This window comes from Streptomyces seoulensis (genome assembly GCF_004328625.1).
GTDB classification, from domain to species: domain Bacteria; phylum Actinomycetota; class Actinomycetes; order Streptomycetales; family Streptomycetaceae; genus Streptomyces; species Streptomyces seoulensis.
Genome location: NZ_CP032229.1, coordinates 59,622 through 85,293 on the forward strand (window position 1 = coordinate 59,622; position 25,672 = coordinate 85,293).

The 25,672-nt window shown below is 70.9% G+C and carries 22 protein-coding genes and 1 pseudogene; 15 read left to right on the plus strand and 8 right to left on the minus strand.

What is annotated here, in order from left to right; all coding sequences use genetic code 11:
- Positions 1–29 precede the first annotated feature (29 nt).
- The 8 genes from D0Z67_RS00245 (at position 30) to D0Z67_RS00280 (ending at position 10,569) form a co-directional block, all read left to right on the plus strand.
- The gene (locus D0Z67_RS00245) at positions 30–2,615 is read left to right on the plus strand and encodes a Pls/PosA family non-ribosomal peptide synthetase (protein WP_031183370.1); all 2,586 of its coding nucleotides are present in this window, start codon (positions 30–32) and stop codon (positions 2,613–2,615) included.
- 13 nt (positions 2,616–2,628) lie between these two features.
- Positions 2,629–5,850, plus strand: coding sequence for a non-ribosomal peptide synthetase (locus D0Z67_RS00250; RefSeq protein ID WP_031183369.1), 3,222 nt, complete (start codon positions 2,629–2,631; stop codon positions 5,848–5,850).
- Between the two features lie 47 nt (positions 5,851–5,897).
- On the plus strand, positions 5,898–6,902 hold the full coding sequence (locus D0Z67_RS00255; protein WP_031183368.1) for a TauD/TfdA family dioxygenase: 1,005 nt from the start codon (positions 5,898–5,900) through the stop codon (positions 6,900–6,902).
- Entirely contained in the window at positions 6,899–7,966 is a 1,068-nt protein-coding gene (gene sbnB, locus D0Z67_RS00260; RefSeq protein ID WP_031183367.1) for a 2,3-diaminopropionate biosynthesis protein SbnB, read from the plus strand. Before D0Z67_RS00255 ends, sbnB begins: the two co-directional genes overlap by 4 nt.
- A 35-nt stretch (positions 7,967–8,001) precedes the next feature.
- Entirely contained in the window at positions 8,002–9,027 is a 1,026-nt protein-coding gene (sbnA, locus tag D0Z67_RS00265; protein WP_031183366.1) for a 2,3-diaminopropionate biosynthesis protein SbnA, read from the plus strand.
- Positions 9,028–9,157: 130 nt separating this feature from the next.
- Positions 9,158–9,574, plus strand: a complete 417-nt coding sequence (locus D0Z67_RS00270) for a phage holin family protein (protein WP_031183365.1) — start codon at positions 9,158–9,160, stop codon at positions 9,572–9,574.
- A complete protein-coding gene (locus D0Z67_RS00275) occupies positions 9,571–9,954 on the plus strand; it encodes a DUF3618 domain-containing protein (RefSeq protein WP_031183364.1) in 384 nt (127 codons plus the stop codon). Before D0Z67_RS00270 ends, D0Z67_RS00275 begins: the two co-directional genes overlap by 4 nt.
- Before the next feature lie 189 nt (positions 9,955–10,143).
- Positions 10,144–10,569 carry an ATP-binding protein gene (locus tag D0Z67_RS00280; RefSeq protein WP_031183363.1) on the plus strand — a complete coding sequence of 142 codons (426 nt, stop codon included), beginning with the start codon at positions 10,144–10,146 and terminating at the stop codon, positions 10,567–10,569.
- A 9-nt stretch (positions 10,570–10,578) separates the two neighbouring features.
- Here D0Z67_RS00280 and D0Z67_RS00285 read toward each other — a convergent pair whose 3' ends face one another.
- Positions 10,579–11,994, minus strand: a complete 1,416-nt coding sequence (locus tag D0Z67_RS00285) for a sugar porter family MFS transporter (protein WP_051888090.1) — start codon at positions 11,992–11,994, stop codon at positions 10,579–10,581.
- A gap of 389 nt (positions 11,995–12,383) precedes the next feature.
- Here D0Z67_RS00285 and D0Z67_RS00290 point away from each other — a divergent pair, with 389 nt between their 5' ends.
- Entirely contained in the window at positions 12,384–12,830 is a 447-nt protein-coding gene (locus D0Z67_RS00290; RefSeq protein WP_031183361.1) for a hypothetical protein, read from the plus strand.
- Positions 12,831–12,904: 74 nt separating this feature from the next.
- On the opposite strand, the gene D0Z67_RS00295 is transcribed toward D0Z67_RS00290, so the two are convergent.
- The 3 genes and pseudogenes from D0Z67_RS00295 to proP form a co-directional block, all read right to left on the minus strand.
- Positions 12,905–14,116 (minus strand): beta-1,3-glucanase family protein, encoded by a 1,212-nt coding sequence (locus D0Z67_RS00295; RefSeq protein WP_031183360.1) that lies wholly within the window; start codon positions 14,114–14,116, stop codon positions 12,905–12,907.
- A gap of 103 nt (positions 14,117–14,219) precedes the next feature.
- Positions 14,220–15,092 (minus strand): annotated as a pseudogene (locus tag D0Z67_RS00300) (glycoside hydrolase family 16 protein); the annotation flags it as partial.
- 379 nt (positions 15,093–15,471) lie between these two features.
- Positions 15,472–16,950: a glycine betaine/L-proline transporter ProP gene (gene proP, locus D0Z67_RS00305; protein ID WP_107059647.1), complete on the minus strand. Its 1,479-nt coding sequence runs from the start codon at positions 16,948–16,950 to the stop codon at positions 15,472–15,474.
- Between the two features lie 341 nt (positions 16,951–17,291).
- Here proP and mgrA point away from each other — a divergent pair, with 341 nt between their 5' ends.
- From mgrA to D0Z67_RS00335, 6 genes are all read left to right on the plus strand, one after another.
- Entirely contained in the window at positions 17,292–18,338 is a 1,047-nt protein-coding gene (gene mgrA / locus D0Z67_RS00310; RefSeq protein WP_031183357.1) for an L-glyceraldehyde 3-phosphate reductase, read from the plus strand.
- A 124-nt stretch (positions 18,339–18,462) separates the two neighbouring features.
- Positions 18,463–18,948: a cation:proton antiporter regulatory subunit gene (locus tag D0Z67_RS00315; protein WP_031183356.1), complete on the plus strand. Its 486-nt coding sequence runs from the start codon at positions 18,463–18,465 to the stop codon at positions 18,946–18,948.
- Positions 18,949–18,953: 5 nt separating this feature from the next.
- Positions 18,954–20,198, plus strand: a complete 1,245-nt coding sequence (locus D0Z67_RS00320) for a cation:proton antiporter (RefSeq protein WP_031183355.1) — start codon at positions 18,954–18,956, stop codon at positions 20,196–20,198.
- Positions 20,199–20,255: 57 nt separating this feature from the next.
- Positions 20,256–20,885, plus strand: a complete 630-nt coding sequence (locus tag D0Z67_RS00325) for a DedA family protein (RefSeq protein WP_031183354.1) — start codon at positions 20,256–20,258, stop codon at positions 20,883–20,885.
- A gap of 94 nt (positions 20,886–20,979) precedes the next feature.
- Positions 20,980–21,153: a CsbD family protein gene (locus tag D0Z67_RS00330; RefSeq protein ID WP_131589595.1), complete on the plus strand. Its 174-nt coding sequence runs from the start codon at positions 20,980–20,982 to the stop codon at positions 21,151–21,153.
- Positions 21,154–21,391: 238 nt separating this feature from the next.
- Positions 21,392–21,826, plus strand: coding sequence for an ATP-binding protein (locus D0Z67_RS00335; protein WP_131589596.1), 435 nt, complete (start codon positions 21,392–21,394; stop codon positions 21,824–21,826).
- Positions 21,827–21,984: 158 nt separating this feature from the next.
- Here D0Z67_RS00335 and D0Z67_RS00340 read toward each other — a convergent pair whose 3' ends face one another.
- The 4 genes from D0Z67_RS00340 to D0Z67_RS00355 all read right to left on the minus strand — a co-directional run bounded on the left by D0Z67_RS00340 (position 21,985) and on the right by D0Z67_RS00355 (position 25,603).
- Positions 21,985–23,010: an MASE1 domain-containing protein gene (locus tag D0Z67_RS00340; RefSeq protein WP_051888086.1), complete on the minus strand. Its 1,026-nt coding sequence runs from the start codon at positions 23,008–23,010 to the stop codon at positions 21,985–21,987.
- Positions 23,011–23,058: 48 nt separating this feature from the next.
- The gene (locus D0Z67_RS00345; RefSeq protein ID WP_031183351.1) at positions 23,059–23,919 is read right to left on the minus strand and encodes a PP2C family protein-serine/threonine phosphatase; all 861 of its coding nucleotides are present in this window, start codon (positions 23,917–23,919) and stop codon (positions 23,059–23,061) included.
- A gap of 94 nt (positions 23,920–24,013) precedes the next feature.
- On the minus strand, positions 24,014–24,334 hold the full coding sequence (locus D0Z67_RS00350; protein ID WP_031183350.1) for a hypothetical protein: 321 nt from the start codon (positions 24,332–24,334) through the stop codon (positions 24,014–24,016).
- A gap of 60 nt (positions 24,335–24,394) precedes the next feature.
- Positions 24,395–25,603, minus strand: a complete 1,209-nt coding sequence (locus tag D0Z67_RS00355; RefSeq protein ID WP_234312905.1) for a hypothetical protein — start codon at positions 25,601–25,603, stop codon at positions 24,395–24,397.
- Positions 25,604–25,672: the final 69 nt, after the last annotated feature.

Below are 25,672 nucleotides of genomic sequence, written 5' to 3' on the forward strand. Positions count from 1 at the left end.
GCGATCCAGACGTTCTCGCAGGAGATCACATGGTGGAACAGTCCTCGGACGTCCATATAGAAGGAACGGACGACGAAACCCTCATAGGCCGGCGTGACGGCGGCCCGGTGGCGGTGAAGACCGAAACGCGGCTGGCGGATGTGCTGGCCGACGTCATGGGTGTGGAGAACGTTCCGGCCGATGCGCACTTCTTCGAGGCTCTCGGTGCCAATTCCCTGGTCATGGCGCAATTCTGTGCCCGGGTGCGGAAGCGGGAGGATCTGCCTTCCCCGTCCATGAAGGACATCTACCGGTATCCCACGGTCCGCGCCCTGGCGGAGGCGCTCGCACAGTCCGCCCCGGCTCCCGCCGACGCCCTCTCCCCCGCCCCCGCGGTGCTGCCGCCGGAGCCGGTGCGACGGGCGAGCACGATGTCCCACACCCTGTGCGGAACGGCCCAGTTGCTGATCTTCCTGGGATACTCGCTGGTCGCCGGTTTCGTCACCGCGAGCGGTTACGAATGGGTCGCCACCGGCAGGGGTGTGTGGGACGTGTATCTGCGCTCCCTGGTCTTCGGCGGTGTCGGGTTCGTGGCCCTGTGTGCGTTCCCGGTGGTCGCCAAGTGGGTGCTGGTCGGGCGCTGGAAACCCGGGCAGTTCCCGGTCTGGGGCCTCGCCTACCTGCGCTTCTGGGTCGTCAAGGCGCTCCTCCATGCCAATCCGATGATCCTGTTCATCGGCAACCCGCTGTATGTGTTCTATCTGCGGGCGCTCGGCGCCCGGATCGGCAAGGGCGTCACGATCCTCACCCACTCGGTGCCGGTCTGCACGGACCTGCTGACGATCGGCTCCGGCACGGTCATCCGCAAGGACTCGTTCTTCCTGGGCTACCGGGCGCACGCCGGGTACATCCAGACCGGCCGGATCAGCCTCGGCCGGGACGTGTACATCGGTGAGAAGACCATCCTGGACATCGACACCGCGATGGGCGACGGCGCCCAGCTCGGGCACTCCTCGTCGCTGCACCGGGGCCAGTCGATCCCGGCCGGTGAGCACCGGCACGGCTCCCCCGCGCAGGTCACCGACGTCGACTACCTGCGCGTCGCGCCCGCCCGGTGTGGCACCGGGCGCCGGGCCTGGTTCGGACTCGCCTCGCTGCTCCAGCTGTTCCTGCTGTACATCCCGCTCGGGGTGGGCGGCCTGTACATCCTGTTCAACGCGGTGCCGGCGGTCCGCAGACGGCTGGACCCCAAGACGGCGCTCCCCCTCGGAGAGCTGGTGACCGACGCGCTGGTCCTCTCGCTGTTGCTGTTCACCGGCTTCGTCGTCCTGGGCCTGGCCCTGCTGTGCACCCTGCCGCGCCTGCTGAACCTGGTGGTCCCGCCGGACCGGGTGTTCCCGCTCTACGGCTTCCGGTACGCGGTGCACCGGGCGTCCGCGCGGATGACCAACATCAAGTTCTTCGCCTGGCTCTTCGGCGACAGCTCGTACATCGTGCACTACCTGCGCGGCCTCGGGTACGACCTCTCGCACGTCGAGCAGACCGGGTCGAACTTCGGCACCGAGATCCAGCACGAGAACCCGCTGCTGGTCACGGTGGGCAGCGGCACGATGGTGGCCGACGGGCTGTCCGTGATCAACGCGGACTACTCGGCCACGTCGTTCCGGGTGTCGCGGACGACGATCGGGGCGCACAACTTCCTCGGCAACAACATCGCCTACCCCATCGGCGGCCGGACCGGCGAGAACTGCCTGCTGGCGACCAAGGTGATGGTGCCGCTCGACGGGGAGGTCCGCGAGGGGGTCGGGCTGCTCGGTTCGCCGTCCTTCGAGATCCCTCGGTCGGTGGAGCGCGACAGCCGGTTCGACAAGTTCCGGTCCGGCGCCGAGCTGCGCCGGAGCCTCGCCACGAAGAACCGTTTCAACCTGCGCTCGATGGCCTTCATGCTGTTCGTGCGCTGGCTGCACGTGTTCGGCCTCACCATGCTGGCCCTGGCCACGGTGGAGCTGTACGGCGTGCTCGGGCACGTGGTGATCGCCACCTACATGGCGCTGACGCTGGCCCTGTCCACGCTCTACTACGTGCTGCTGGAGCGCTGCCTCACCCGCTTCCGCCGGCTGCGCCCGATGCTGTGCTCCATCTACGACCCGGCCTTCTGGGCGCAGGAGCGCCTGTGGAAGGTGCCGGACCGGCATCTGAACATCTACAACGGCACCCCCTTCAAGGCCCTGGTCTGGCGCCTGATGGGTGTCCGCATCGGCCGCAGGGTGTTCGACGACGGCTGCTACATGACGGACCGCACGCTCGCCGTCATCGGCGACGACTGCACCCTGAACGCCGGCAGCAAGGTCCAGTGCCACTCGCAGGAGGACGGCACCTTCAAGTCCGACATCAGCATCCTCGGCACGGGCTGCACGCTCGGCGTCGCCTCGCACGTCCACTACGGCGTGACCATGGGCGACGGCGCGCGGCTGGCGCCCGACTCCTTCCTCATGAAGGGCGAGGAGGTACCCGCGCACGCGCGCTGGGGCGGCAACCCCGCCGTGGAGATGCCGGAGGAAGCGGTGCTGCCCGCCGGTGCCGGCCGCAGGACCCCACCGTCCGTCGACAGCGCCGCCACGGCGTCCGTGAACTGAGGGAGAGCATCCGATGGTTACGCGTGTGCAGGCGGACCGGGAGTTCTGGAGCGGCGTGCTGACCGCCGGCGGATTCACCGCGGTACCGCGCTGGGCCGAGGTGCCGGTCTCCGGCACGGCCGAGCACGAGGTGCCGTTGCCCGTTTCGCCGGGCGACCTGGCGCGACGGCTCGACGTGCCGGTGGACGCGCTGCTGCTGGCCGCCCACGCCAAGGTGCTCTCCGCCCTGACCGGCGAGCAGGACGTGGTCACCGGGTACGCCGCCGACGGCGAGCCCCTGCCGTGCCGCCTCACCGTGTCCCCCGGGACCTGGCGCACTCTCGCCCGGGCGGCCGGGCGCGCGAAGGCGGGGGTGCTGGCGCACCGGGACTTCACCGTGGCGGACCTGCGCCGTGAACTGGGCCTGACGGAACCGGCGTTCGAGGTGACGTGCGGCCCGGTGGACAGCCCCCTCTCCGGTGACCGTGTCCTGCACGTGCGCTGGTCCGGGGGGCGGCTGGTCCTCCGGTACCGCCGGGACGTCCTGGACGCCGAGAGCGCCGGCCGGATCGCCGGGTACCACCTGCGGGCGCTGGGGCTGATGGCGGCCGACCCGGACGCCGAGCACACGCGGGAGAGCCTGCTGTCGGCCGGGGAGCGGCACGAGCAGCTGGAGGAACTGGCTGGTCCCGAGCGGGAGTTGCCGGACATGCGGGCGCACGAGCTGTTCGAGCGGCGGGTGCGGCAGCACCCGGACGCCGTGGCGGCGGTGCACGCCGGACAGCGGTGGACGTACGGCGAACTGAACCGACGGGCCAACCGGCTGGCGCGGGCGCTGGTGGCGCGCGGGCTGGGCCGGGAGGACGTGGTGGCCGTGGTCACCGAGCGCAACCTCGACTGGCTGGCCGCCACGCTGGCCGTGTTCAAGGCGGGTGGCGCCTACCTGCCGATCGAGCCGCACTTCCCGCCCGGCCGGATCGCGGCGACCCTCTCGCGGGCCGGGTGCCGGCTGGTGCTGACGGAGTCGGGCAGCACGGGCACGCTCGACGAGGCGCTGGCCGAGGTGCCGGGCGCCGGGCGGCTGCTGGTGTCGGACGCGTACGCGGAGGGGCACGCCGAGGACGACCTCGGTGTGGCGGTGGACCCCGGCCAACTGGCCTACATCTACTTCACCTCCGGCTCCACGGGTGAGCCGAAGGGCGCGATGTGCGAGCACGCGGGGATGCTCAACCATCTGTTCGCCAAGATCGACGACCTCGGCGTCGGCGAGGGCGGGGTGGTGGCGCAGACGGCTCCGCAGTGCTTCGACATCTCGCTGTGGCAGCTCGTCTCGGCGCTGCTGGTGGGCGGACGGACCCTGCTGGTGGAGCAGGACGTGCTCATGGACGTGGAGCGGTTCGCCGACACGCTCGTGAACGACCGGGTCGGTGTCACCCAGCTGGTGCCCTCCTATCTGGAGGTCCTGGTCACCTACCTGGAGCAGCACCCGCGCGGCTTCCCGGACCTGCGCTTCGTGTCGGTGACCGGCGAGGCGCTCAAACCGGAGCTGGTGCAGCGCTGGTTCGCCGTCCAGCCGGACATCAAGCTGGTCAACGCCTACGGTCTGACCGAGACGTCGGACGACACCAACCACGAGATCATCGACGGGCCCTGCGACCGCGTCCTGCTCGGGCGCGCGGTGAACAACGTCCGCGTCCTGGTCGTGGACGAGCGGCTGGAGCTGGTGCCGCTGGGCGCGCCGGGGCTGATCGCCTTCTCCGGCGTCTGCGTAGGCCGGGGCTACGTCAACGACCCCGAGCGCACCCGTGAGGCGTACCGGGAGGACCCGTACCGGCCCGGTGAGCGGCTCTACCTGGGCGGTGACTGGGGGCGCTGGCATCCCGGCGGCAAGCTGGAGTTCCTGGGGCGCCGGGACAACCAGGTCAAGATCCGGGGCTTCCGCATCGAGATCGGCGAGATCGAGAACGCGCTGCTGCGGGTTCCGGGCGTGCGGGACGGCGCGGTGGTCGTGGCCGAACGGGCGGGACAGGGCAAGCAGTTGGTGGCCTTCTACGCGGGGCGCGAACGGTCCGTGGACGAGCTGCGGGACGCGCTGGGCGCGGGGCTGCCCGCCTACATGGTCCCCGCGGCCTTCCACTGGCACTCCGCGCTGCCGCTGACGGCCAACGGCAAGATCGACCGCAAGGCGCTCACCGCACTGGCCGAACAGAGCACGCCGGCCGCGCACGACGGCGCCAAGGAGCGGGAGCCGCGTACCCCGGCCGAGCGGCGGCTCGCGGCCGTCTGGGCCGGGCTGCTGGGCGTCCCCGAGGAGCGGATCGGCCGTACGGACCATTTCTTCGACTCCGGTGGCACCTCCCTGACGGCGGTGAAGCTGACGATCGCGCTGGAGCGCGCGGTATCCCTGAAGGACATCACCCGCAACCCGGTCCTCGCCGACCTCGCCGCCCTGCTGGACGGCGCGGCCGAGCCGGACGGGCAACTGCTCCAGCCGCTGGCGGAGGCCGGCGGGACGCCGGAGTGCGCGCTGGTCTGCTTCCCGTACGCGGGGGGCAACGCGGTCAACTTCCAGCCGATGGCGAGCGCGCTGGCGGGCGGCGGGACGTCGGTGCTCGCGGTGGAGCTGCCGGGGCACGACCTGGCCGGGCGGCAGGAGCCGTTCGCGTCGGTCACCGAGGTGGCGGAGCGGGTCGCGGCGGAGATCACCGCGCGTGGGCTGACCCGGGTAATGCTGTGGGGTCACTCGTCCGGCGCCGCGCCGGCCGTGGAGACCGCCCGCAGGCTCCAGGGGCGCGGGGTGGAGGTGACGCGGCTGTTCATCGGCGCGCAGTTGCTGGGCACCGCCGCCGAGCGGCATGCGGCCGCGGAGGCGCTGTCGGTCCGCGACGACGCCGAGGTCGCCGCGCGGCTGGCCGAGGAAGGTGGTTATGTCGAGCTGGCGGAACTGAACGCCCGGCACGCCGAGCGCGTCGGCGCCGCCTACCGTCACGACTGCCTCTCCGCGCACCGGTACTTCTCCGGCGCCCTGGAGAACCCTCCGGCCGAGCGGCTGTCGGCGCCGGTGTCGGTGGTGGTGGCCGCCGACGACCCGTACACGGCCGGGTACACCGGGGCCCACCGGGACTGGCTGCTGCTGGCCGACCACGTCGACCTGCACGAACTCCCCGACGGCGGGCACTACTTCCCGCGCCTGCGCCCCACCGAGGCGGCGAAGGCCGTACTGACCGCCGTGGAGCCGCTGGCCTCCTCCTCCTGACGTTCCTCCCTTCAGCCCAATGGCGGGCGACCGAAAGGAAATCCGAGATGTCGACCTCATCCCTGGCAGCCCCGCTCGATGTGGAGCTGCGGCCGGGCAGACCGCCGGTGGCCCGTATCGACACCCCGCCGGACGTGGCGGGCTGGGCGGCGCAGTACCGCGACGTGCTGCGCACGCTGGTCGCCGAGCACGGGTCGCTGTTGGTGCGGGGCCTGGGGCTGCGGGACCCGGAGCAGGTCGGTGCCGTGTTCGCCCGGCTGACCGGCGGGCTGATGACGGAGCGGGAGTCCTTCGCACCGCGCGAGACCTTCGGCTCGGGGCTGTACGTTTCCACCACCTGGCCGGCCAACCAGCCGATGTGCATGCACCACGAGCTGAGCTACACCCAGGAGCCGCCGTCCCTGATGCTCTTCGCCTGCCTGACCGCGCCCGAGGACGGCGGAGCGACGGCGGTCGCGGACGCGGCGGAGGTGCTGCGGGAGCTGCCCCCCGAGGTGCGGACGCGCTTCGAGCGGGAGGGCTGGCTGCTGACCCGGTCCTACAACGACGAGATCGGGGCGTCCCTGGAGGAGTCCTTCGGGACCGCCGAGCGCGCCGAAGTGGAGAGCTACTGCCGGGCGCACGGCATCGACTTCGCCTGGCAGCCGGACGGTTCGCTGCGCACCACGCAGCGGCGCCCGGCCGTGGTCCGGCACCCGGTCACGGGCGAGGCGTGCTGGTTCAACCAGATCGCCTTCCTCAACGAGTGGACGCTCGCCCCCGAGGTCCGCGAGTACCTGGTGGACATCTACGGCGCGGACGGCCTGCCGTTCAACACCCGCTTCGGGGACGGCACCCCGATCGGCGAGGACGTCGTCGAGCTGCTCAACGCGACGTACGAGAAGCACACCCGGCGTGAGCCGTGGCAGGCCGGCGACCTGCTCCTCGTCGACAACGTGCGCACCGCGCACAGCAGGGAGCCCTACACCGGGGACCGGCAGGTGCTGGTCGGCATGGCCGACCCGCGCCGACTGGACGCCGGTGCCACGAACTCGGAGGCGAGCCAGCGATGACCGACCTGTTGCCCACCACCGCGCAGCCGGCCCACCCCGACCCGGCCTCGCCGACGTTCGCGGTGATCTCCGGTGAGCAGGTGCAGAAGGCGCTCACCGGGCGCGAGCGGGAGATCACGGACCTGGTCGAGGCGACCTACCGGGTGCACGGGGCCGGGGACTCGGTGAACCCCCCGTCCTACTTCCTGCGGTTCCCCGACCGGCCCAGCTCGCGGATCATCGCGCTGCCGGCCTCGGTCGGCGGGTCCGTCGGCGTCGACGGCATGAAGTGGATCTCCAGCTTCCCGGACAACGTCCGGTCGGGGCTCCCCCGCGCCTCGGCGGTGCTGATCCTCAACGACCCCACGACGGGCTACCCGTTCGCCTGTCTGGAGAGCTCCATCATCAGCGCGACCCGGACGGCCGCGTCCGCCGCGCTGGCCGCCGACTGGTTCAGCCGCAACCGGCCGCGTCCGACCCGGGTCGGGTTCTTCGGCACCGGGCTGATCGCCCGCTACATCCACACCTTCCTCGCGGGCACGGGCTGGGACTTCGAGGCGGTCGGGGTGCACGACCTGGCCGCCGACAGCGCCGCCGGCTTCTGCGCCTACCTGCGGCAGAGCGGGACGGACGCCGAGGTCACCGTCCACGACAGCGCGGCGGACCTGATCCGCTCCAGCGATCTGGTGGTCTTCGCCACCGTCGCCGGACAGCCGCACGTCACCGACGCCTCGCTGTTCGCCCACAACCCCCTGGTCCTGCATGTGTCGTTGCGCGACCTGGCCCCCGAAGTGCTGCTGGCGTCGGCGAACTTCGTCGACGACGTCGAGCACTGTCTGAAGGCCGACACCTCCCCGCACCTGGTCGAACAGCGCACCGGCAACCGGGACTTCCTCAACGGCACGCTGAACGACGTGATGCTCGGCCGGGCCGCGCCACCGCCCGACCGGCCGATCGTCTTCTCGCCCTTCGGTCTCGGCGTCCTCGACCTCGCCGTCGGCAAGTACGTCTACGACGAGACGGCCGCCGCGGGAAACCTCGGCCTCATCGACAACTTCTTCCACGACCTGCGCCGGTACGGCTGAGAGCGCTGCCCTTCCCCGGTACCAGGAGGCCCATCGTGCCCGTCATATCCGCTCCTCATGACTTCAACGAAGGCCATCTCTTCGTCGACCTCAAGTCGGTCCTCGGCTGTCCCCTCTACCTGAAGTGCGAGGGCTTCAACTTCGCCGGCTCCATCAAGCTGAAGGCCGCGAACGAGATGGTGGAGAGCGCCGAGCGGGAGGGCATCCTCAAGCCGGACTCCGTCATCGTGGAGTCCTCCTCCGGCAACCTCGGCGTGGCGCTCAGCATGATCGCCGCGAGCAAGGGCTACACGTTCCTGTGCGTCACGGACTCGCGCTGCAACCTGTCGACCCGGCTGCTGATGGAGTCGCTCGGCAGCAAGGTGCACATCGTGGCCGACCTGGACGAGAACGGCGGGTTCCTGGGCACGCGGATCGAGTACGTCCGCTCGCTGTGCGCCTCCGACGACCGGTACGTGTGGCTCAGCCAGTACACCAACCCCGGGAACTGGCAGGCGCACTACCGCACGACCGCCCGGCAGATCGCCCGTCAGTTCCCGCGGCTGGACGTGCTGTTCGTCGGCACGGGCACCGCGGGAACGCTGATGGGGTGCGCCCGGTTCTTCCGGCAGTGGCACCGTCCGGTGCGCATCGTGGCGGTGGACAGCGTGGGCTCGGTCGCCTTCGGCGGGGAGCCCGGCCGCCGGATGATCCCGGGCCTCGGGATGAGCATGCGGCCACCGCTGCTCGACGAGTCGTACGTCAACGAGGTGATCCGGGTGGAGGAGGCCGACACCATCCGGGCCTGCCACCGGATGGCCCGGCGCGGCTTCCTGTTCGGCGGGTCCACCGGCACGGTGGTCAGCGGCGCGGCGCACTGGCTGGCCCGCCACGACACCCGCGACATGACGGCCGTCGCCATCGCCCCCGACCTCGGCGAGCGGTACCTCGACACCGTGTACCAGACCAACTGGGTCCAGGACCTGTTCGGTGACGAGATCCTCGACCCGAGCCACCCGGCCACCCCCTTCGAGACGGAGGACCCGGCCGCCCGCGAGGCGGACCGCTGGCCACAGCCGTAACACCTTCCTCACCTGCCCCGTCCATCTCGGTGCCGCCCGTGTGAGGGCCCTGTGGAACAGGGCCCTGGCAGGCGTCCCACGGCGTAACCGGGGCATCCGGATTTCCGGATACGCAGGAGGGGTGATGGTCATGTTCGAACCCGACCGCGAACAAGCGGTGGCCCGTGAGGAGCCGGTCGGCGAATTGGTGCAACGCGCCTCGCAGCAGCTCACCGAGCTGGTGCGCGGTGAACTCCGTCTCGCACAGGCGGAGATGAAGGAGAAGGGCAAGCGCTACGGCAAGGGCGGCGGGTTCTTCGGAGGCGCCGGCCTGGTCGGATTCCTCACGCTCCAGGCCCTCGTGGCCACGGCGATCGCCGGTCTTGCCGTACCGCTTCCGGTGTGGGCCGCGGCCCTCATCGTCACCGGCGTCCTCGGCGCGGTCACGGCGGTTCTCGCCCTGACCGGCAAGAAGGAGGTCGGCATGGCCGCCCCGCCCGCCCCGGAGCAGACCATCGACAGCGTGAAGGCCGATGTGGCCGAGATCAAGGAGAGTGCCAAGCGATGACACAGCAGCCGTTCGAGGAGTCCTCCTCCGCGAGCCCCCAGGAGCTTCGGGAGCAGGTCGAGCGGACCCGCCATGAGCTCGGGGAGACCGTGGAGGCGCTCACCGACAAGGCCGACGTCAAGGCCCGCGCCCAGGAGAAGGCGGCCGCGCTCAAGGTGCAGACCGCCGAGACCGCGCAGAAGCTGGCGGAGAAGGTGCCGGACCCGGTCAAGGAGAAGGCCACCCTCGCGGCGACCCAGGTGAAGGCCAAGGCCGGACAGGCCGAGCAGCTCTGGCAGGAGCGCGCGCCCGAGCAGGTGCGCGACAAGCGCAAGCTGCTGGTCGCCGGTGCGGTCGCGGTGGTCGCGCTGACCCTGCTGAGCCGCCGCAAGCGCCGCTGACGCGCGCCTTCAGCGCCCAACAGGTCCCGGTCCAGCGGTAGTTCCGCTCGGCCGGGGCCAGTTTTTCCGGCTGCGTCGGGCTGACCGGCCGGGCGTACGACGAGGGTGTGGACGCCGGCCCTGCGGCCGGGCGCGACCGGGGTTGGGGTTCGGCGGGGTGCGGGCGCGATCGCGGGGAAGGCGGGTGGCATGAGCGTCGATGAATCTTCCTTGAGCGGGTCCTCCCTGCGCGCCGTGGGCTGGGCGCGTTCGCTGCCCGTCAGCAGTGGGGTGAAGGCTGCGCGGGACTGGACGCGCGGTCATCTGGAGAGCCTGGACTGGGCGCGGAGCGCGCCGGACACGGTGGACGCGGTGCTGCTGACCGTGTCCGAGCTGGTCACCAACGCCCACGTGCACGCACGGGCCACCGCGCAGCTCGTGCTGACCTGGGACAGCGAGTGTCTGCACGTCACCGTGCACGACGCCTCGCCGGAGCTGCCCGAGCAGCGCAAGCCGTCCACCGGGGCGACCGGCGGCCGGGGCATGCTGCTGGTGGACGCGCTGGCCGACAGCTGGGGCGCGCGACCGTGTCCGCGCGGCAAGGAGGTCACGGCCTGCTTCCGGCCGGTGAGTTGAGGGCGCGGTTCAGGAGCGGGCGAAGTCCTCGGGCTGGAACTCGTCGTTCTTCAGGTGCTGTTCGATGTCCTCCAGGCTGTGCCCGGTGAGTTCCGGCATCTTCCACCAGACGAACAGCCAGGCGGCGACGTTGAAGAAGGCGTAGATCCAGAAGACCTGGCCCACGCCGAACGCGCTGATCATGCTGAGGAGTGTGAGGGTGATCAGCAGGTTGGTGCTCCACAGGGTGGCCGACTGGACGCTGGTGGCGGCGGCCCGCACGGTCAGCGGGTAGATCTCCGAGCCGGTGAGCCAGCCCATGAGCTGGAGGCCGCCGGCGTTGAAGAACATGAAGGCCAGCAGGCAGGCGATGATGGCCGGGACGTAGGCGCGGGTGCTGTGGCCGGTGATGTAGAAGCCGCCCAGTACGAACAGGCTCACGGCCGCGCCGGGCACCATGATCAGGGTGAGACGGCGGCGGCCGACCTTGTCGACGATCCACAGGCCGATGATCATCATCACCAGGTAGACCACGCCGAGCGCCACGCTGACCCGGAGCGCCGAGGAACGGGAGAAGCCGTTGTCGGTGAGGATGGTCGGGGCGTAGTAGATGATCATCTCGATGCCGGAGAGCTGGGTGAAGACGGCGATGCCGCAGCCGACGACCAGTGCCGGGCGCACCCACTTCTGCCGCAGCCCGCGCCAGCCCTGGTGGTCGCGGTCGGTGCGCTGCTGACGGCGGCCCAGGGCGCTGATCTCGTCCAGCTCGGAGTCGACGTCGTAGCCCGCGGGGCGTACCTGCTTCAGGACCTTCTCCGCCCCCTCCACGTCACTCTTGCGCAGGATCAGCCAGCGGGGGCTCTCGGGAAGCCGCAACTGGCCCAGCAGCATGAGCAGGGCCGGCGCGGCGGCCGCGCCGATGGACACCCGCCAGGACACGGCCTCGCTGGCGCCGACGATGGTGGCGATGACGATGCCCGCGCCGATGGCGAGCTGGAAGCAGAGCACCAGCCGGCCGCGGATCGCCCGGGGCGCGAGTTCGGCGACGTACATCGGCACCGTCTGGGTGGCGCCGCCGACGGCGAAGCCCAGCAGGACGCGGGCGAGGGCCAGGCCGACCGCGTTGGGGGCGACCGCGCAGGTCAGGCTGCCGGCGATGAACACGCAGCAGATCAGCAGAATGGTGCGGTGCCGCCCGTAGCGCTCGCACAGCAGGCTGCAGCTCAGCGAGCCGATGACGGCGCCCAGCAGGATTCCGGCGGCGATGGTCTCCTTCATGGTGTTCCCGATGTGGAACTCCTCGGAGATCTGCAACAGCGCGCCGGAGATGATGCCGGTGTCATAGCCGTAGAGCAGCCCACTGATCGCCGACACCACGGCCGCCATCAGCATGTGCCCGTTCAGACCCTTGGTGGTGCCGGGCGCCTGACCCGCCGTATGCGTCATCGTTCCTCCAGGGCACTCTAGACCGTTCCCGCCAGCCGAAACCGTACGTCGGAGGGGCTCCCGGAGCCGGGACGGCTCGCGTCGGCGGGGCGAGTCGACTGAACCGGTCACTCCACGGGCCCGGTTGTGGGGGATGGAGGATGCTCTGATGCGGGAGTCGTTTGCTCGGCTTTGCGGAGCAAGCTTTCTGGAGTGGGTTGCTGAAACGGTTCGTAGTGCGAAAGGACGATGGCGGGTACGCGTGTGCGCCCCCGGAGCGAGCCGGGTCGGGCTCGATGACCGGAATCGCCCTACAAGAGCAGCTGGGCCGGTCGGGACGATGGGTTCAGCCTTCGGGACCGGCGCCTTCCGCGGCGCTGGGCCGGGGCAGGATCAGGGGGAATTTCATCATGAGCGTGCGCAAAGTTCTGGCCGTGACCGTGGCCGCCGTTGCGCTGGCGGGGAGTCAGTTGCTGGTCGGGAGTGCGGCGGCGGCGGGTGGGGTGCAGGGGCGGATCGACGGCTATCTGGCCGCCCACCCCGGGGAGCGGCAGCTCTCGGCGGACAAGGTGACCATGCCCGGCGGGACGGTGACGTTCGCCGCCGCCGGCACCGCCGCGATCAGTTGCGGCTCCGGGCATCTGTGCATCCAGGACGGGAACGGCAAGCGCTACGACTACTACTACTGCGGCTACTACGACTTCTACGGAATCGGGGACGGCTACTTCAACAACAGCCAGAGCAGCGGCACCGTGGCCCGGTTCTACAACGAGAACGGCACCGAGCGGTGGAGCAGCCGGGCCCCGCAGAGCGGCACCGCGTCCTGGACGCCGGTCTGGCACATCCGCCCCTGCTGACCACCGGCGACGAAACGGCACTGCTCCCCGCCTTGAGCCGAGGCGGGGAGCAGTGCCGTCGCGGTGAGGGTGGATCAGAACGCCGTCAGGGTCAACGTGAAGCCGGAGGGCGCCGTGTCCTGGATGAAGGAGGCGAAGTCGGCGACGTCGTCGAAGGCGAACCCGTACGCCTTGCCGTCCTTGGTGGCCGCGTGGATGGCCTTGGAGTAGTGGTTGGTCAGCTCGCCCTGGTAGAAGGCGGCCGGGTCGGTGCTGGGCTGCGCGGTGTCGGTGAGCAGCGTCGACCGGTTGAACCCGGCGCCGAGGACGGCGGCGACGGGGCCCGTCGTGCCGTCGTTCGGGGCGGCGAGGTTGCCGTCGCAGAAGAGGACGTCACGGGTGGACGGCTTGGCGAAGGACACCGCGGCCGGCCCGTCGAAGGTGAAGCGGTCGCCGCGGACCCGGCCGGTGAAGGTGCCGGCGTTGGTGGTGATCTTCAGGTCCTTGCCGGTGAAGGTGGACCACACCTCGTCGATGTACGGCGCGAAGTAGTCCTTGGCGAACAGCCCGGCGTCCAGCCCGTGACCCGGCGCGATGATGCGCTTGTCGTCCACGACCAGCTTGGAGAACTCCGCGACCTCCTTGACCGCGGCGAACGCGGCGGCGCGGCCCCCGTCCCGGATGCTGCCGGTCGTCTGGTCCTTCTCACCGGTGAGCCGGATGCTCATCGGCACGCTGAACATGTCGACCATCGTGGTGTTGCAGAACATGCCGGACGCGTTGTACGTGAACTCCGCACAGTCGTGCAGCACACCGAAGTTGGGGTCGGACTCGACCCAGCCGGCCGGGAACTGCAGCGCCGCGTTGCCGTTGCCGTCGGTGACGGCCTTCATCTTCAGCTTGTCGCCGAGCGAGACGTAGATACGGCCCGACATGAACGGCAGGGACAGCTTGGTCTCGCCGCTGCCCGCGAGCGGTATCGCGTAGTCGGTGAAGCCGTCGGCGCCGTTGTCGGAGACGGCGATCGGCGCGAGGGTGCCGTCCTGCTTGAGGCGGACCTGCTTGCCGTCGACGTTGCCCACCACGTAGACGTTCACGGACCCGTTGCCGAACGAACCGCTGTTGTTGACGACGGTCACCGGCAGCGAACCCGAGGCCGCGCGGGTCTTGTTGCCGCCGCTGTCGCCCGGCTGGTCGGCGAGGGCGAAGGGCGCGATCGCGGCGCCCGCGGGGATGGCCACGGCCGCACCGCCCAGGGCGAACATCAGCTTGCGGCGGGTCAGGTTGCGCTGGTGACGAGGCGACATGCGGGGAGCTCCTTGCAGTGGGGGACGCACCCGGCCGGGGCCGGGACAACACGGGGACGGTCAGGGGGGCCAGGGGTTGGCGACTCCCGGCCCCGGGACCTCAGTTCTGGGCGGAGACGTGGACGTAGTCCACGGTCATCGTCTGCGGGAAGGACGTGCCGGCGTCGGGGCTGCCGGGCCAGTCACCGCCGACCGCGAGGTTGAGGATGATGAAGAAGGGGTGGTCGTAGACCCACTTGTTGCCGTTCACGTCGGCCGGGGTGCGGGTCTGGTAGTTCTGGCCGTCCACGGACCACGTGATGCCGGACGGGCTCCAGTCCACCGCGAAGGTGTGGAAGTCGTCGGCGAACGGCTTGCCGTCGGGCAGGTTGTACGCGGCGCCGATCCCGCCCGCGCCGGAGTAGCCGGGGCCGTGGATGGTGCCGTGGACCGTGGCGGGCTCCTTGCCGACGTTCTCCATGATGTCGATCTCACCGCTGCCCGGCCAGCCGGTACTGCCGAGGTCGTCGCCCAGCATCCAGAAGGCGGGCCAGATGCCCTGTCCGCGCGGGATCTTGATGCGGGCCTCGAAGTGGCCGTACTTCTGCGTGAAGGTCTGCGCCGTGTTCAGCCGCGCGGAGGTGAACTGGCAGGGGCCGTTCCAGCAGTTCAGGTTGGGGTCGGTGTTCTTGCGGGCGGTGATGACCAGGTTGCCGTTGCCGTCGAGGGCGGCGTTGTCGGTGCTGTTCGTGTAGTACTGCAGCTCGTTGTTGCCGTTGCCGCTGCCGCCCGTCTCCAGGGTCCAGCGGGAGCTGTCCGGCGCGCTGCCCGCGGCGCCGTCGAAGTCGTCGGACCAGCTCAGCGCGGCCGCCGGCGCGGCGTCGGCACGGTGGGCGCCGGGGCCCGTGGTGTTGAGCAGCACACCCGCGGCGAGCGCGGCGGCGCTTCCGCAGATCAGTCCGCGGTAGGACCAGCGACGTAAACGATGACCAGCCATGATCTGAACACACCCTGTTCTCTGTGGGGGGACGTACGGGGCACGCCCTCGACCGTGGGGGACGGGACGAGCGCCGGAAGAGCACACCGCACACACCGGACCCGAGGGTCTGAGAGCGCTCTCACGAATGCGGCGAGCACCACCGGCTGGCCCCGACCATACGCCTCGGCCCCACCCGCTCCAACCACCCCGACGACCTCTCAAATCGCCCATGAGCAACGGGATTCCGAACAAACGACAGCCTCACCGGGCGATGTTTAATGCTCGATTAACCTCCTCTTAAGTCCCGCCCCAGGAGCCGGAGTTGCGCCCTGACATGCGAAGACCCCCCTTCGCCACGAGGGCGACGGGGGGTCTGCGGGGGGCTGAGGAGGGGTGGCTAGCCCCGGTCCGCCGCAGGGCGGTCCTTCGCCAGGTCGTACAGCTCCTTGGACGTCGTGATCAGCTCGCGGCGTTCCTCGTTCGAGCCCACCATGGGCTGCGAGCCGCGCAGCGGGACCTGGGCGCTCTCGGGGAGGAACTTCACCGTGATCAGACCGATGACACCGGCCAGCATCAGGTAGTACGCGGGCATCAGGTCGTTGCCCGTCGCTCCCACCAGCGCGGCGGTCACCAGCGGGGTCGTACCGCCGAAGGCCGCGACGGCGAAGTTGAAGCCGATGCCCATCGCCGCGTACCGGACGGCGGTCGGGAAGAGGGCCGGCAGGGTGGCCGCGCTCGGCGCGGCGAAGCAGGCCAGCAGGGTGGAGAGGATCAGCACGCCGAGGATCGGCATCCAGGTGCCCGTCGCCTTGATCAGCAGGAACGCCGGGATCGCCAGGATGATCATGGCGACGGCGGCCCAGCCGTACAACGGGCGCCGGCCGATCCGGTCGCTGAGCCGGCCGAGGAAGGTGATCAGGATGACGATCCACACCATGCCGATGAGCACCAGCACGTCGGCCGAACTGCTGGACCGGCCGAGCGTCTCGGTCTGGTACGTCGGCAGATAGCCCGTGACCATGTAGTTGGTGACGTTGTACAGCAGCACCAGCCCCATGCAGATGAGCAGCGGGGCCCAGTGCTTCTTGATGATGTCCTTGAACTCGCTGCCCGCCGACTCCTGGGCGAGGCTCTTCTCGTGCTCGTCGAGCTGCTGCTGGAACGCCGGGGACTCCTCCAGTTTCAGCCGCATGTAGAGGCCGATCACACCGAGCGGCCCGGCGACCAGGAACGGGATGCGCCAGCCCCAGGAGAGCATCTCGGCGTCGCTCAGCAGCAGGTTCAGCACGGTGACCAGGGCGGAGCCGAGGGCGTAACCGACGAAGGTGCCGAAGTCGAGCCAGCTGGAGAGGAAGCCGCGTCGCCGGTCGGGTGAGTACTCCGCGACGAAGGTGGTCGCGCCGCCGTACTCGCCGCCGGTGGAGAAGCCCTGCACCATGCGGGCGACCAGCAGCAGGATGGGTGCCGCGATGCCGATGGTGGAGTAGCCGGGGATCACGCCGATGGCGAAGGTGCCGATGGCCATCATGATCATGGTGGTGGCCAGCACCTTCTGCCGGCCGAGCCGGTCGCCGAGCGGTCCGAAGACCAGCCCGCCGAGGGGGCGCACCACGAAGGCGGCGGCGAAGGTGGCGAAGGAGGAGATCACCTGGGCGGCCGGGGAGGCGCCGGGGAAGAACACCTTGCCGAGGGTGGCGGCAAGGTAGCTGTAGACCCCGAAGTCGAACCACTCCATGCAGTTGCCGAGCGCCGAGGCGCCGACGGCTCGCTTGAGCAGGGGGGATTCGACGACCTGGACGTCGTCCTTGCGGAAGGCGCCCCGATTGCGCCGCAGTCGGTGGGTCAGCTCCTCGCGGACCTGATGGGGAAGGTCCATCACGGCCTGCGAGGCCTTCCTCGTCTTTATGCCTGAGGGCCGCTCGCCGTCGGACAGGGCATCACTCACTGCCGCTCCTTTCGCCGTCGGTGTCACCGGGATGCGCTTTCTCCGGCCGCACCGGGCATCAGCCCCGTGTCCCATCCTGCTGCCCAACGCCCCGCACGTCACACCGGCCACGTGCACATGGGCGAATGCCGAGGTCAGCGAGGGGGTGATTAAGAAACAAGGCAACTCAATCCCATGACGTACGACGGTTGGACTTAGCGCTGCCGAGGGCGCAGGGTGGATCAGCCCCGCTTCCCGGGGGCACCCCTACGGCATCACCCGGAGATCACCCGATGAACCATGTCGCGGACCCCGCTCGTTACGACGGCACCATGCGCTACCGGCGCACCGGCCGCTCGGGACTCGACCTGCCCCTGCTGTCGCTGGGCTACTGGCACAACTTCGGTGACGACCGGCCCTTCGAGACCCAGCGCGAGATCGCGCTGCGCGCCTTCGACCTGGGGATCACCCACCACGACCTGGCGAACAACTACGGCCCGCCCTACGGCTCGGCGGAGATCAACTTCGGCCGGCTGATGAAGCAGGACCTCGCGCCGTACCGGGACGAGCTGGTGGTCTCCACCAAGGCGGGCTGGGACATGTGGCCGGGCCCCTACGGCCAGGGCGGTGGCTCGCGCAAATATGTGCTGGCCTCACTGGACCAGTCGCTGAAGCGTATGGGCCTGGACTATGTGGACATCTTCTACTCCCACCGGCTGGACGCGAGCACGCCGCTGGAGGAGACGATGGGCGCGCTCGACACCGCCGTCCGCCAGGGCAAGGCGCTCTACGTGGGCATCTCGTCCTACGACGCCGAGCGCACCCGGCAGGCCGCGGCGATCCTGCGCGAGCTGGGCACGCCGATGCTGATCCACCAGCCCTCGTACAACATGCTCAACCGCTGGATCGAGACCGAGGGTCTGCTGGACGTGGCCGAGGAGGAGGGCTTCGGTGTCATCGGCTTCACGGCGCTGGCGCAGGGCCTGCTGACCGGCCGCTACCTGGACGGCGTGCCCGAGGACTCGCGGGCGGCGGCGGGTACGTCCTTCGACCGGTCCTGGCTGACCGAGGACATGCGCGGCCGACTGCGCGCCCTGAACGACATCGCGGCCCGGCGCGGCCAGTCCCTGGCCCAGATGGCGCTGGCCTGGGCGTTGCGCGACGAGCGGGTGACCTCGCTGGTGATCGGCGCCTCGCGCACCGAGCAGCTGGAGCAGAACGTCGCTGCGCTTCAGAACCTGGAGTTCGGCGCCGAGGAGCTGGCCGAGATCGACAAGTACGCCACGGACGGCGGGGTCGACCTGTGGGCCGACGCCCGGCAGGGCAACCTCGGCGGCTGAGCGGCGTACCCGGCGTGAGGTGACCCCCCTGAGAGCCTGGCTTCCGTGTGGCCATGCACCGTCAAGCTAGGGTGTAGGCAATGGTTGCACCAAGAAACAGTCAAAAGAATCAGGGGGGGCTGCCGTGGGCGCCGCACGTACGAGTAGGACGCCGCTGCCGGGGATCGGCGTCCGGTACGACCTCACCACCCGCGAACACCGCCGTCTGTCCGTGGTGGCCCACCGGGACGGCGCGCGGACGCTGAGCGCCTACCGCGAGGACGACCCCGACGCCTGCGCGCTGTCGGTCCAGTTGACCGGCGGGGAGGCGGAGGCCATCGCCGGGGCGCTCATGCCGACGCATCAGAGCCCCACTCTGCTGTCCACGACCGAGCTGGGCCTGGTCGCCGAGCGCATCTCGCTGTCCTCCGTCTCGCACTGGAACGGACGGCTGCTCGGGGACACCCGGATGCGCACCGAGACCGGTGTGTCGATCGTGGCCGTGCTGCGCCGCGCCGACGCCATCCCCTCCCCCGGGCCGGGCTTCCGGCTCGCGGGCGGTGACACGCTCATCGTGATCGGCACCCGCGAGGGCGTGGACGCGGCCGCCGAGATCCTCGGCAGGGAGTGATCCGGATGCACTCCTCCGCGGTCTTCCTGATCGAGTTCGGCGCCATCATCCTGGCTCTCGGCCTGCTCGGCAGGCTCGCCGCGCGGCTCAGGTTCTCCCCCATCCCGCTGTATCTGCTCGCCGGGCTGGCCTTCGGCGAGGGCGGGCTGCTGCCGCTGGGCGCCAGTGAGGAGTTCGTGGCGATCGGCGCCGAGATCGGCGTCATCCTGCTGCTGCTCATGCTGGGCCTGGAGTACACAGCCGGTGACCTGGTCTCCAACCTCAAGACGCAGTACCCGGCCGGTCTGGTGGACTTCGCGCTCAACGCGGTGCCGGGCGCCGTGATGGCGCTGCTGCTGGGCTGGGGTCCCATCGCCGCCGTGGTGCTGGCCGGCATCACCTGGATCTCGTCCTCCGGTGTCATCGCCAAGGTCCTGGGCGACCTGGGCCGCATCGGCAACCGCGAGACCCCGGTGATCCTCAGCATCCTGGTGCTGGAGGACCTGTCGATGGCGGTCTACCTCCCGCTGGTCACCGCCCTGCTGGCCGGTACGGGCTTCGTCGCGGGCGGCATCACGCTCGCCATCGCGCTCGGCGTGGCCGGTCTGGTGCTGCTGCTGGCGGTGCGCTTCGGCCGGGTCATCTCCCGCTTCGTCTCCAGCGACGACCCGGAGAAGCTGCTGCTGGTGGTCCTGGGCCTCACCCTGCTGGTGGCCGGACTCGCCCAGCAGCTCCAGGTCTCGGCGGCGGTCGGTGCCTTCCTGGTGGGCATCGCGCTCTCCGGCGAGGTCGCCGAGGGCGCGCACAACCTGCTGGCACCGCTGCGGGACCTGTTCGCGGCCGTGTTCTTCGTGTTCTTCGGCCTGCACACCGACCCGGCCAGCATCCCGCCGGTCCTGCTGCCCGCGCTGGCTCTCGCGGTCGTCACCGCGCTCACCAAGATCGCCACCGGTTACTGGGCGGCACGGCGCGCGGGTGTCTCCGTGCGGGGCCGCTGGCGGGCGGGCGGCACGCTGGTGGCGCGCGGCGAGTTCTCGGTGGTCATCGCCGGTCTCGCGGTCACCTCGGGCATCGACTCCCGGCTGGGCCCGCTGGCCACCGCGTACGTGCTGATCCTGGTGGTCGTCGGCCCGCTCACCGCGCGCTACACCGACCAGATCGCCCGGGGCATCGCCACGTGGCGCCGGTCCCGTACGGCTCCCGCCGGGCCTGCGGCCGAGCCGTCCGCCCCGGCCGAGGTACGCGATCAGGACGCGGTGGGCCGGCCCTGAGGGGCCTTCACGCAGGTCACGGAGGGACGGGGAAGCGGTGCGGCGTACGGTGATGCCATGCCGCCTCCCCTCCCCGGCCCGCTGGCGCCGCTGGCCCCGCTGCTCGGTCACTACGGCTACTGGGCCGTCGGCGCGGTCGTCTTCCTGGAGGACTTCGGCGTCCCGGCGCCGGGCGAGACGATCCTGCTGGCCGCCGGGGTCTACGCCGGGGCGGGCGAGCTGAACATCGTCGCCGTGGCGGCCATCGCGTTCACGGCGGCGGTCGTCGGCGACAACGTCGGATATCTGATCGGACGCACGGGCGGCCGGGCGTTCGTGGAGCGCTGGGGCCGGTACATCCTGCTGACGCCGAAGCGCTTCGAGGCGGCGGAGGCGTTCTTCCGGCGGCACGGCGGCAAGATCGTCACGGTGGCCCGGTTCGTGGAAGGGCTGCGTCAGGCCAACGGGATCATCGCGGGCACCACCGGGATGCCCTGGCCGCGTTTCCTCGCCTTCAACGCGCTCGGCGCGGCCCTCTGGGTGGGCCTGTGGTCCTCGCTGGCATACCTGGCCGGCAGCCACATCACGGCGGTGTACGACGAGATTCTCCGCTATCAGCGATACGTGCTCATCGCCGTCGGATTGCTGGTGGCGGCGCTGGCCGTCAGGCATCTGGTGCGACGCGGGCGGGCCCGTCCGGGTGACTGAGGTCCATGAATTTCGGCTTTTCTGGTTTGGTCCGCCGCGGTGTGGATAACCGGATGGCGACCACGCACCGATAACGTTGGGATGTGAATACCCCATGGCTGGTGACCAGAAGGGCAAGGCCAAGGCGGAGCAGCTCAAGGGCAAGGTCAAGGAGACCATGGGCAAGGCCGTCGGTAATGAGGGCATGGAGGCCGAGGGCCGCGTCGAAGGCGCGAAGGGCGATGCCCGCCAGGCCAAGGAAAAGGCGAAGGACACGTTTAAACACTGAGTCGGTGCGATGCCGTACCGGGGCGGGCCCGGAAATCCCCTTCGTGGATTTCCGGGCCCGCCGCTTTGTGCCTGGTGTTTTTACCCCCCGCGCCTCGTCGTCCTCATGCGTCCGGGGGATTCCCGTAGTTACGCCCCTTGATCGGCGGTGCAGGGGGTAGCCGGGTGGAGAAGGGACGATCCTCCGCGATCGCACGACGGGGCCTTGACCGGCCACCACGGGAGAAGGGCGATTCCGCATGGACCTCCCCCTCACGACAGACACGATGACGCGGACCACGCCGGACCTGCCGCGCTACAGCCGCCGCTGGGACGCCGACACCGCGTCCCTCCCGGAGACGAGGAACGCGATCGCCGATCTGCTCGCCCGGGTCCGCCCCGCGCCGGCGGCGCGTGCCGTGCAGGACGCGCAGCTCGTCGCGAGCGAGCTGGTGACCAACGCGCTCAAGCACGCGCCGGGGCCGTTCACGCTCCACATGGAAGTGGTACCGGACCCGCCGGCGCTTCGGATCAGCGTCACGGACTCCTCGCCCCGGCCGCCCCGGCACCGCCCGGCCGACCCGGAGCGGGTGGGCGGGCACGGGCTGCGGCTGGTGAACCTGCTCTGCGGCGCCCTGGAGGTCACCCCGCTGGGCCACGGCAAGCGGGTCACGGCCTCGGTCGCGTTGACCTAGGGCCTCTCGTTTGGATCAGGCCGGGCTCGCGTGCCCCGGCACCGCGCCTCGCCGCGTTGTCGTCACTCGCCATGGCTCCGCCATGACTCCCTCCTCCGCCTTGCGATCCACGGCACCGGACCCCGCTCCCTGATCCGGCCTGATCCAAACGAAAGACCCTAGGGGGCCTCCGGGGGCCGCCGCCCGTCATCGCCGGGGAGCAAGGGGTCGGCGTCCTCCAGGGGCGGACGGGGTGGCGGGGCCTCGCCCGCCGTGAGGTGTTCCAGCACCTCGACCAGCTCCTCGCAGGCCCGCTGCACCGAGCGCCGGGTGTGCCGCTGCTCGGCGATGACGGCGGACAGCAGCAGCGCGGTCAGCGCCATGGTGCCGTTGAAGCCCTGGAGCTTGGCCATGATCTCGACGCGGCTCAGCCCCCGGAAGCCGCCCGCCTCGCTGTTGGCCGCGAGCGCGGCCAATACGGAGGTGGCCAGGGCGCAGATCATGCTGCCGACCAGCTCGAAGCGGAGCGCACCCCAGATGATCAGCGGGTACACCAGGAACAGCAGGCTGTAGTGGCTGTAGACGGCGAACGGCACGATGCCGAGGACGGCGACGGCCAGCGCTCCCGTCTCCCACCGGCGGGGTGTCGGCCGCAGCCCCCGGGCGTGGCTGAGCATGAGCAGGATCGGGGTGACCAGCAGGACCCCCATGGCGTCGCCCACCCACCAGGCGAGCCACACCGTCCAGAAGGCGTGCGCGGGCATCCGGTCGGTCACGACGAGCAGGACGACGCCCACGGTGGAGCTGATCAGCATGGCGCTCAGCGCGCCGAAGAACACCAGCGCGAGCCCGTCCCGCAGCCGCCTGAGGTCGGTGCGGAACCCGGCCCGGCGGAGCAGCGCCACCGCCACCACGGGGGCCAGGGTGTTGCCGACGAGATAGCCGAGCGAGTAGAGCACAGGCGTGTCGAGCGACAGGACGATGAGGTACGCGCCGATCGTGACGCCGGGCCAGTAGCGCACCCCGAGGATGAGCAGGGCGGCGACGGCCACGCCGGTCGGCGGCCAGATGGGTGTGACGACGGCACCGTCGACGGTGAGCTTGCACAGCAGCCCGAGGCGTCCGGCAGCGAAGTAGCAGACCGCGACGGCGAGGACCAGGGCGACATGGCCGCCCGGCCGACGCGCTTCAGGGAATGCCACCACCCGGCAACTCTCACACCGGCCGGCCGGGGGCGGCGAGGCGAACGGCCCCTATGGCGTAACGGCGCGGGGCCGCGCGGGCGGTGCCGGGGTGTTCGGGCCGTCGTGGCCGACGACGAGCACGGCCGCGTCGTCGTCGTGGCCCACGTTGTCGGCGCCCTTGATCACGGCGGCGGCGAGCGCGTGCACCTTGAGGCCGGCGACGGCGGCGATGCCCGCGAGGCGGACCACCTGGGCGAGGCCGTCCTCGACGTGCAGCGAGGGCCCCTCCACCACGCCGTCGGTGAGCAGGACGAAGACGCCGCCGGTGGAGAGCCGGTGCCGGGTGACGCGGTAGTCCATGCCGGGCTGGATGCCGAGCGGCGGGCCGCCCATGTCGTGGACGACGCCGGACTTGCCGTCGGCCGTGGCCCATACGAAGGGGATGTGCCCGGCCCGCGCGCTCTCCAGAACGCCGGTGACGGGGTCCAGCCGGAGGAAGGTGCAGGTCGCGAAGAGGTCGCTGCCGAGGGTGAGCAGCAGGTCGTTGGTACGGGCGAGAAGTTCGCCGGGTTCGCTGGTGACGGAGGCGAGCGCGCGCAGCGCGGCCCGGACCTGGCCCATGAAGGCGGCGGCCTCGATGTTGTGGCCCTGGACGTCGCCGATGGTGAGGCCGATCCTGCCGTCCGGCATGGCGAAGGCGTCGTACCAGTCCCCGCCCACGTTGAGGCCCTGGTTGGCGGGGGCGTAGCGCACCGCGAGGTGGAGGCCGGGGCGGCTGGGGAGGTCGCGCGGGAGCATGCCGCGCTGGAGGGCGATGGCCAGCTCGACCTGGCTGCGTTGCTGTTCCGCGCGCTCGCGCGCCTGGGCGGTGAGCGAGCTGAGTCTGGCCAGCAGCTCGTCGCCGTCGTCCGTGGAGCGCTTGCGGAACATCGTTCACATCCGGTGGGCGGTGATCCTGGCGGGCCGTTGTCTGGATTTTACCCATTCGGACGCTTTCGGCCTCCGGGACGGCCCGCCACACCCGTCAGTGCACCTGGGAGTCGATCCCGGTGATCACGGCGGGCCCGAGCGGCGCCGTGTTCTCGTCCAGTCCGACGGCCTTCAGAGCCTCGTCCGCGAGGCGGCGGGCCTCCTGCTCGGCGTGCTTGTTGTTGTCGGCCTCGACGGTGAGGTGCAGGGTGAAGGTACCGTCGTCGTTCACGTTGACGGTGTCGAGGTCCTCGGCGCTGCCCAGGTCGGTCTCGTGCGGGTCGGCCGGACGCAGGGCCCTGCCCAGCCGGGCGCGGGTGTCGGCCTCGATGTCCCCGGTGAAGGTGCCGGGCACGGTGATCACGTAGGTCGTCATGGTCGTCCTTTCCTCGAAGCCCCCGCCTACCCGCTTTCCGGGCCTTCGCACCGGCACCGCTCAGAGGGGTGAATGGACGAGCACCGTGACGTAGGCGCCGTACGGCACGGAGACCGCGGCCAGGGCGCCGCCGACCAGGAGGGCCGCCGCCGGACGGGTGCGCCAGGTGCGGGTGAGGGCGCGGGCGGCCGGGATGAGCAGCGGGAAGGCCGGCAGCAGGAAGCGCGGCTTGGAGGAGAAGGAGCCGGAGCCGAAGACCACCAGCAGCACCAGGACGCCGGCGAAGGCGACCAGGACCAGCGGGGCGCGCTCCAGGCAGAGCAGCGCGAACAGCACCAGGCTGATCAGCACGAGGGCGAGGGCGACCGGATAGATGACCTGGCCGCCATGGGCGAGGAGCGCCCCGACGAAGCGGGCGGCCCCGGCTCCGAAGTCGATCCGGGAGCCCCAGGCGCCCTGGACGGCGAAGTAGCCGCCAGTCAGGTCGCCCGTGCACCAGCCGACCCAGAGGACATAGCCGAGCCAGCCCAGCGGGGCGAGCAGCGCGGCCACCCATACGTCGGGGGTGACCCGTCCGCGCCGCAGCCAGAGCTCTCGCGCGACGGCGGTGACGACGGCGGCGGCCACGGCGAAGCCGGTGGGCCGGGCGAGGCCCGCCAGGAGGGCGAGCGCGCCCGCCCACAGCCAGCGGTCCCTGAGCACGCAGTACAGGGACCAGGCGGCCAGGGCGGCGAAGAGGGACTCGGTGTAGGCGATGGTCAGCTCCACCGCGTGCGGCAGCGCGGCCCACAGCGCGACGAGGGCGGTGGCGGTGGCGCGGCCGTGGAGGTGGTGACCGATGAGGTAGATGCCGTAGGCGGCGACGACGGCGGCGGCCCAGGACAGGAGCAGCGCCGCGGCGGCCGGGGTGAGCGGGAGGACGGTGTCGGCGGCCCGGACCAGGGCCGGGTAGAGCGGGAAGAACGCCCAGTCGCTCTGCACTCCCCCGGTGGGCGTGATCCAGATGAGCCGGCCGTAGCCGTGGGCGGCGATGTGGAGATACCAGCGTGAGTCCCAGGAGTGGGCGAGGTTGCGTACCAGCGGGCGGTCGGTCAGCGCGTTGGTGGCGATCACGGCGGCGATGCCCGCCGCGCGGACCGCGGCGAACAGCGCGAGGGCGAGGAGGGCGCCGTGCCGTGCGCGATGGCGGACGAGCCGGGGCAGGGCGCGGCGGCGCGGCGGACCGGGGGCGGTGGCCGCTCCGGGCCGGGGTGCGGAAGACGTGATCACGCTCCGACCATGGTCACGCGGTACGGGCGGTGCAATGCGGTGCCAGGGTGTCGCGCGTTCTTCCACCCT

Bases quoted from the DNA above. Each gene is read 5' to 3' on its own strand.
- D0Z67_RS00245 (WP_031183370.1), top strand. From the start codon at position 30: ATGGTGGAACAGTCCTCGGACGTCCATATAGAAGGAACGGACGACGAA.
- D0Z67_RS00250 (WP_031183369.1), top strand. From the start codon at position 2,629: ATGGTTACGCGTGTGCAGGCGGACCGGGAGTTCTGGAGCGGCGTGCTG.
- D0Z67_RS00255 (WP_031183368.1), top strand. From the start codon at position 5,898: ATGTCGACCTCATCCCTGGCAGCCCCGCTCGATGTGGAGCTGCGGCCG.
- sbnB (WP_031183367.1), top strand. From the start codon at position 6,899: ATGACCGACCTGTTGCCCACCACCGCGCAGCCGGCCCACCCCGACCCG.
- D0Z67_RS00270 (WP_031183365.1), top strand. From the start codon at position 9,158: ATGTTCGAACCCGACCGCGAACAAGCGGTGGCCCGTGAGGAGCCGGTC.
- D0Z67_RS00275 (WP_031183364.1), top strand. From the start codon at position 9,571: ATGACACAGCAGCCGTTCGAGGAGTCCTCCTCCGCGAGCCCCCAGGAG.
- D0Z67_RS00280 (WP_031183363.1), top strand. From the start codon at position 10,144: ATGAGCGTCGATGAATCTTCCTTGAGCGGGTCCTCCCTGCGCGCCGTG.
- D0Z67_RS00285 (WP_051888090.1), bottom strand. From the start codon at position 11,994: ATGACGCATACGGCGGGTCAGGCGCCCGGCACCACCAAGGGTCTGAAC.
- D0Z67_RS00290 (WP_031183361.1), top strand. From the start codon at position 12,384: ATGAGCGTGCGCAAAGTTCTGGCCGTGACCGTGGCCGCCGTTGCGCTG.
- D0Z67_RS00295 (WP_031183360.1), bottom strand. From the start codon at position 14,116: ATGTCGCCTCGTCACCAGCGCAACCTGACCCGCCGCAAGCTGATGTTC.
- proP (WP_107059647.1), bottom strand. From the start codon at position 16,950: ATGGACCTTCCCCATCAGGTCCGCGAGGAGCTGACCCACCGACTGCGG.
- mgrA (WP_031183357.1), top strand. From the start codon at position 17,292: ATGAACCATGTCGCGGACCCCGCTCGTTACGACGGCACCATGCGCTAC.
- D0Z67_RS00320 (WP_031183355.1), top strand. From the start codon at position 18,954: ATGCACTCCTCCGCGGTCTTCCTGATCGAGTTCGGCGCCATCATCCTG.
- D0Z67_RS00325 (WP_031183354.1), top strand. From the start codon at position 20,256: ATGCCGCCTCCCCTCCCCGGCCCGCTGGCGCCGCTGGCCCCGCTGCTC.
- D0Z67_RS00330 (WP_131589595.1), top strand. From the start codon at position 20,980: ATGGCTGGTGACCAGAAGGGCAAGGCCAAGGCGGAGCAGCTCAAGGGC.
- D0Z67_RS00335 (WP_131589596.1), top strand. From the start codon at position 21,392: ATGGACCTCCCCCTCACGACAGACACGATGACGCGGACCACGCCGGAC.
- D0Z67_RS00345 (WP_031183351.1), bottom strand. From the start codon at position 23,919: ATGTTCCGCAAGCGCTCCACGGACGACGGCGACGAGCTGCTGGCCAGA.
- D0Z67_RS00350 (WP_031183350.1), bottom strand. From the start codon at position 24,334: ATGACGACCTACGTGATCACCGTGCCCGGCACCTTCACCGGGGACATC.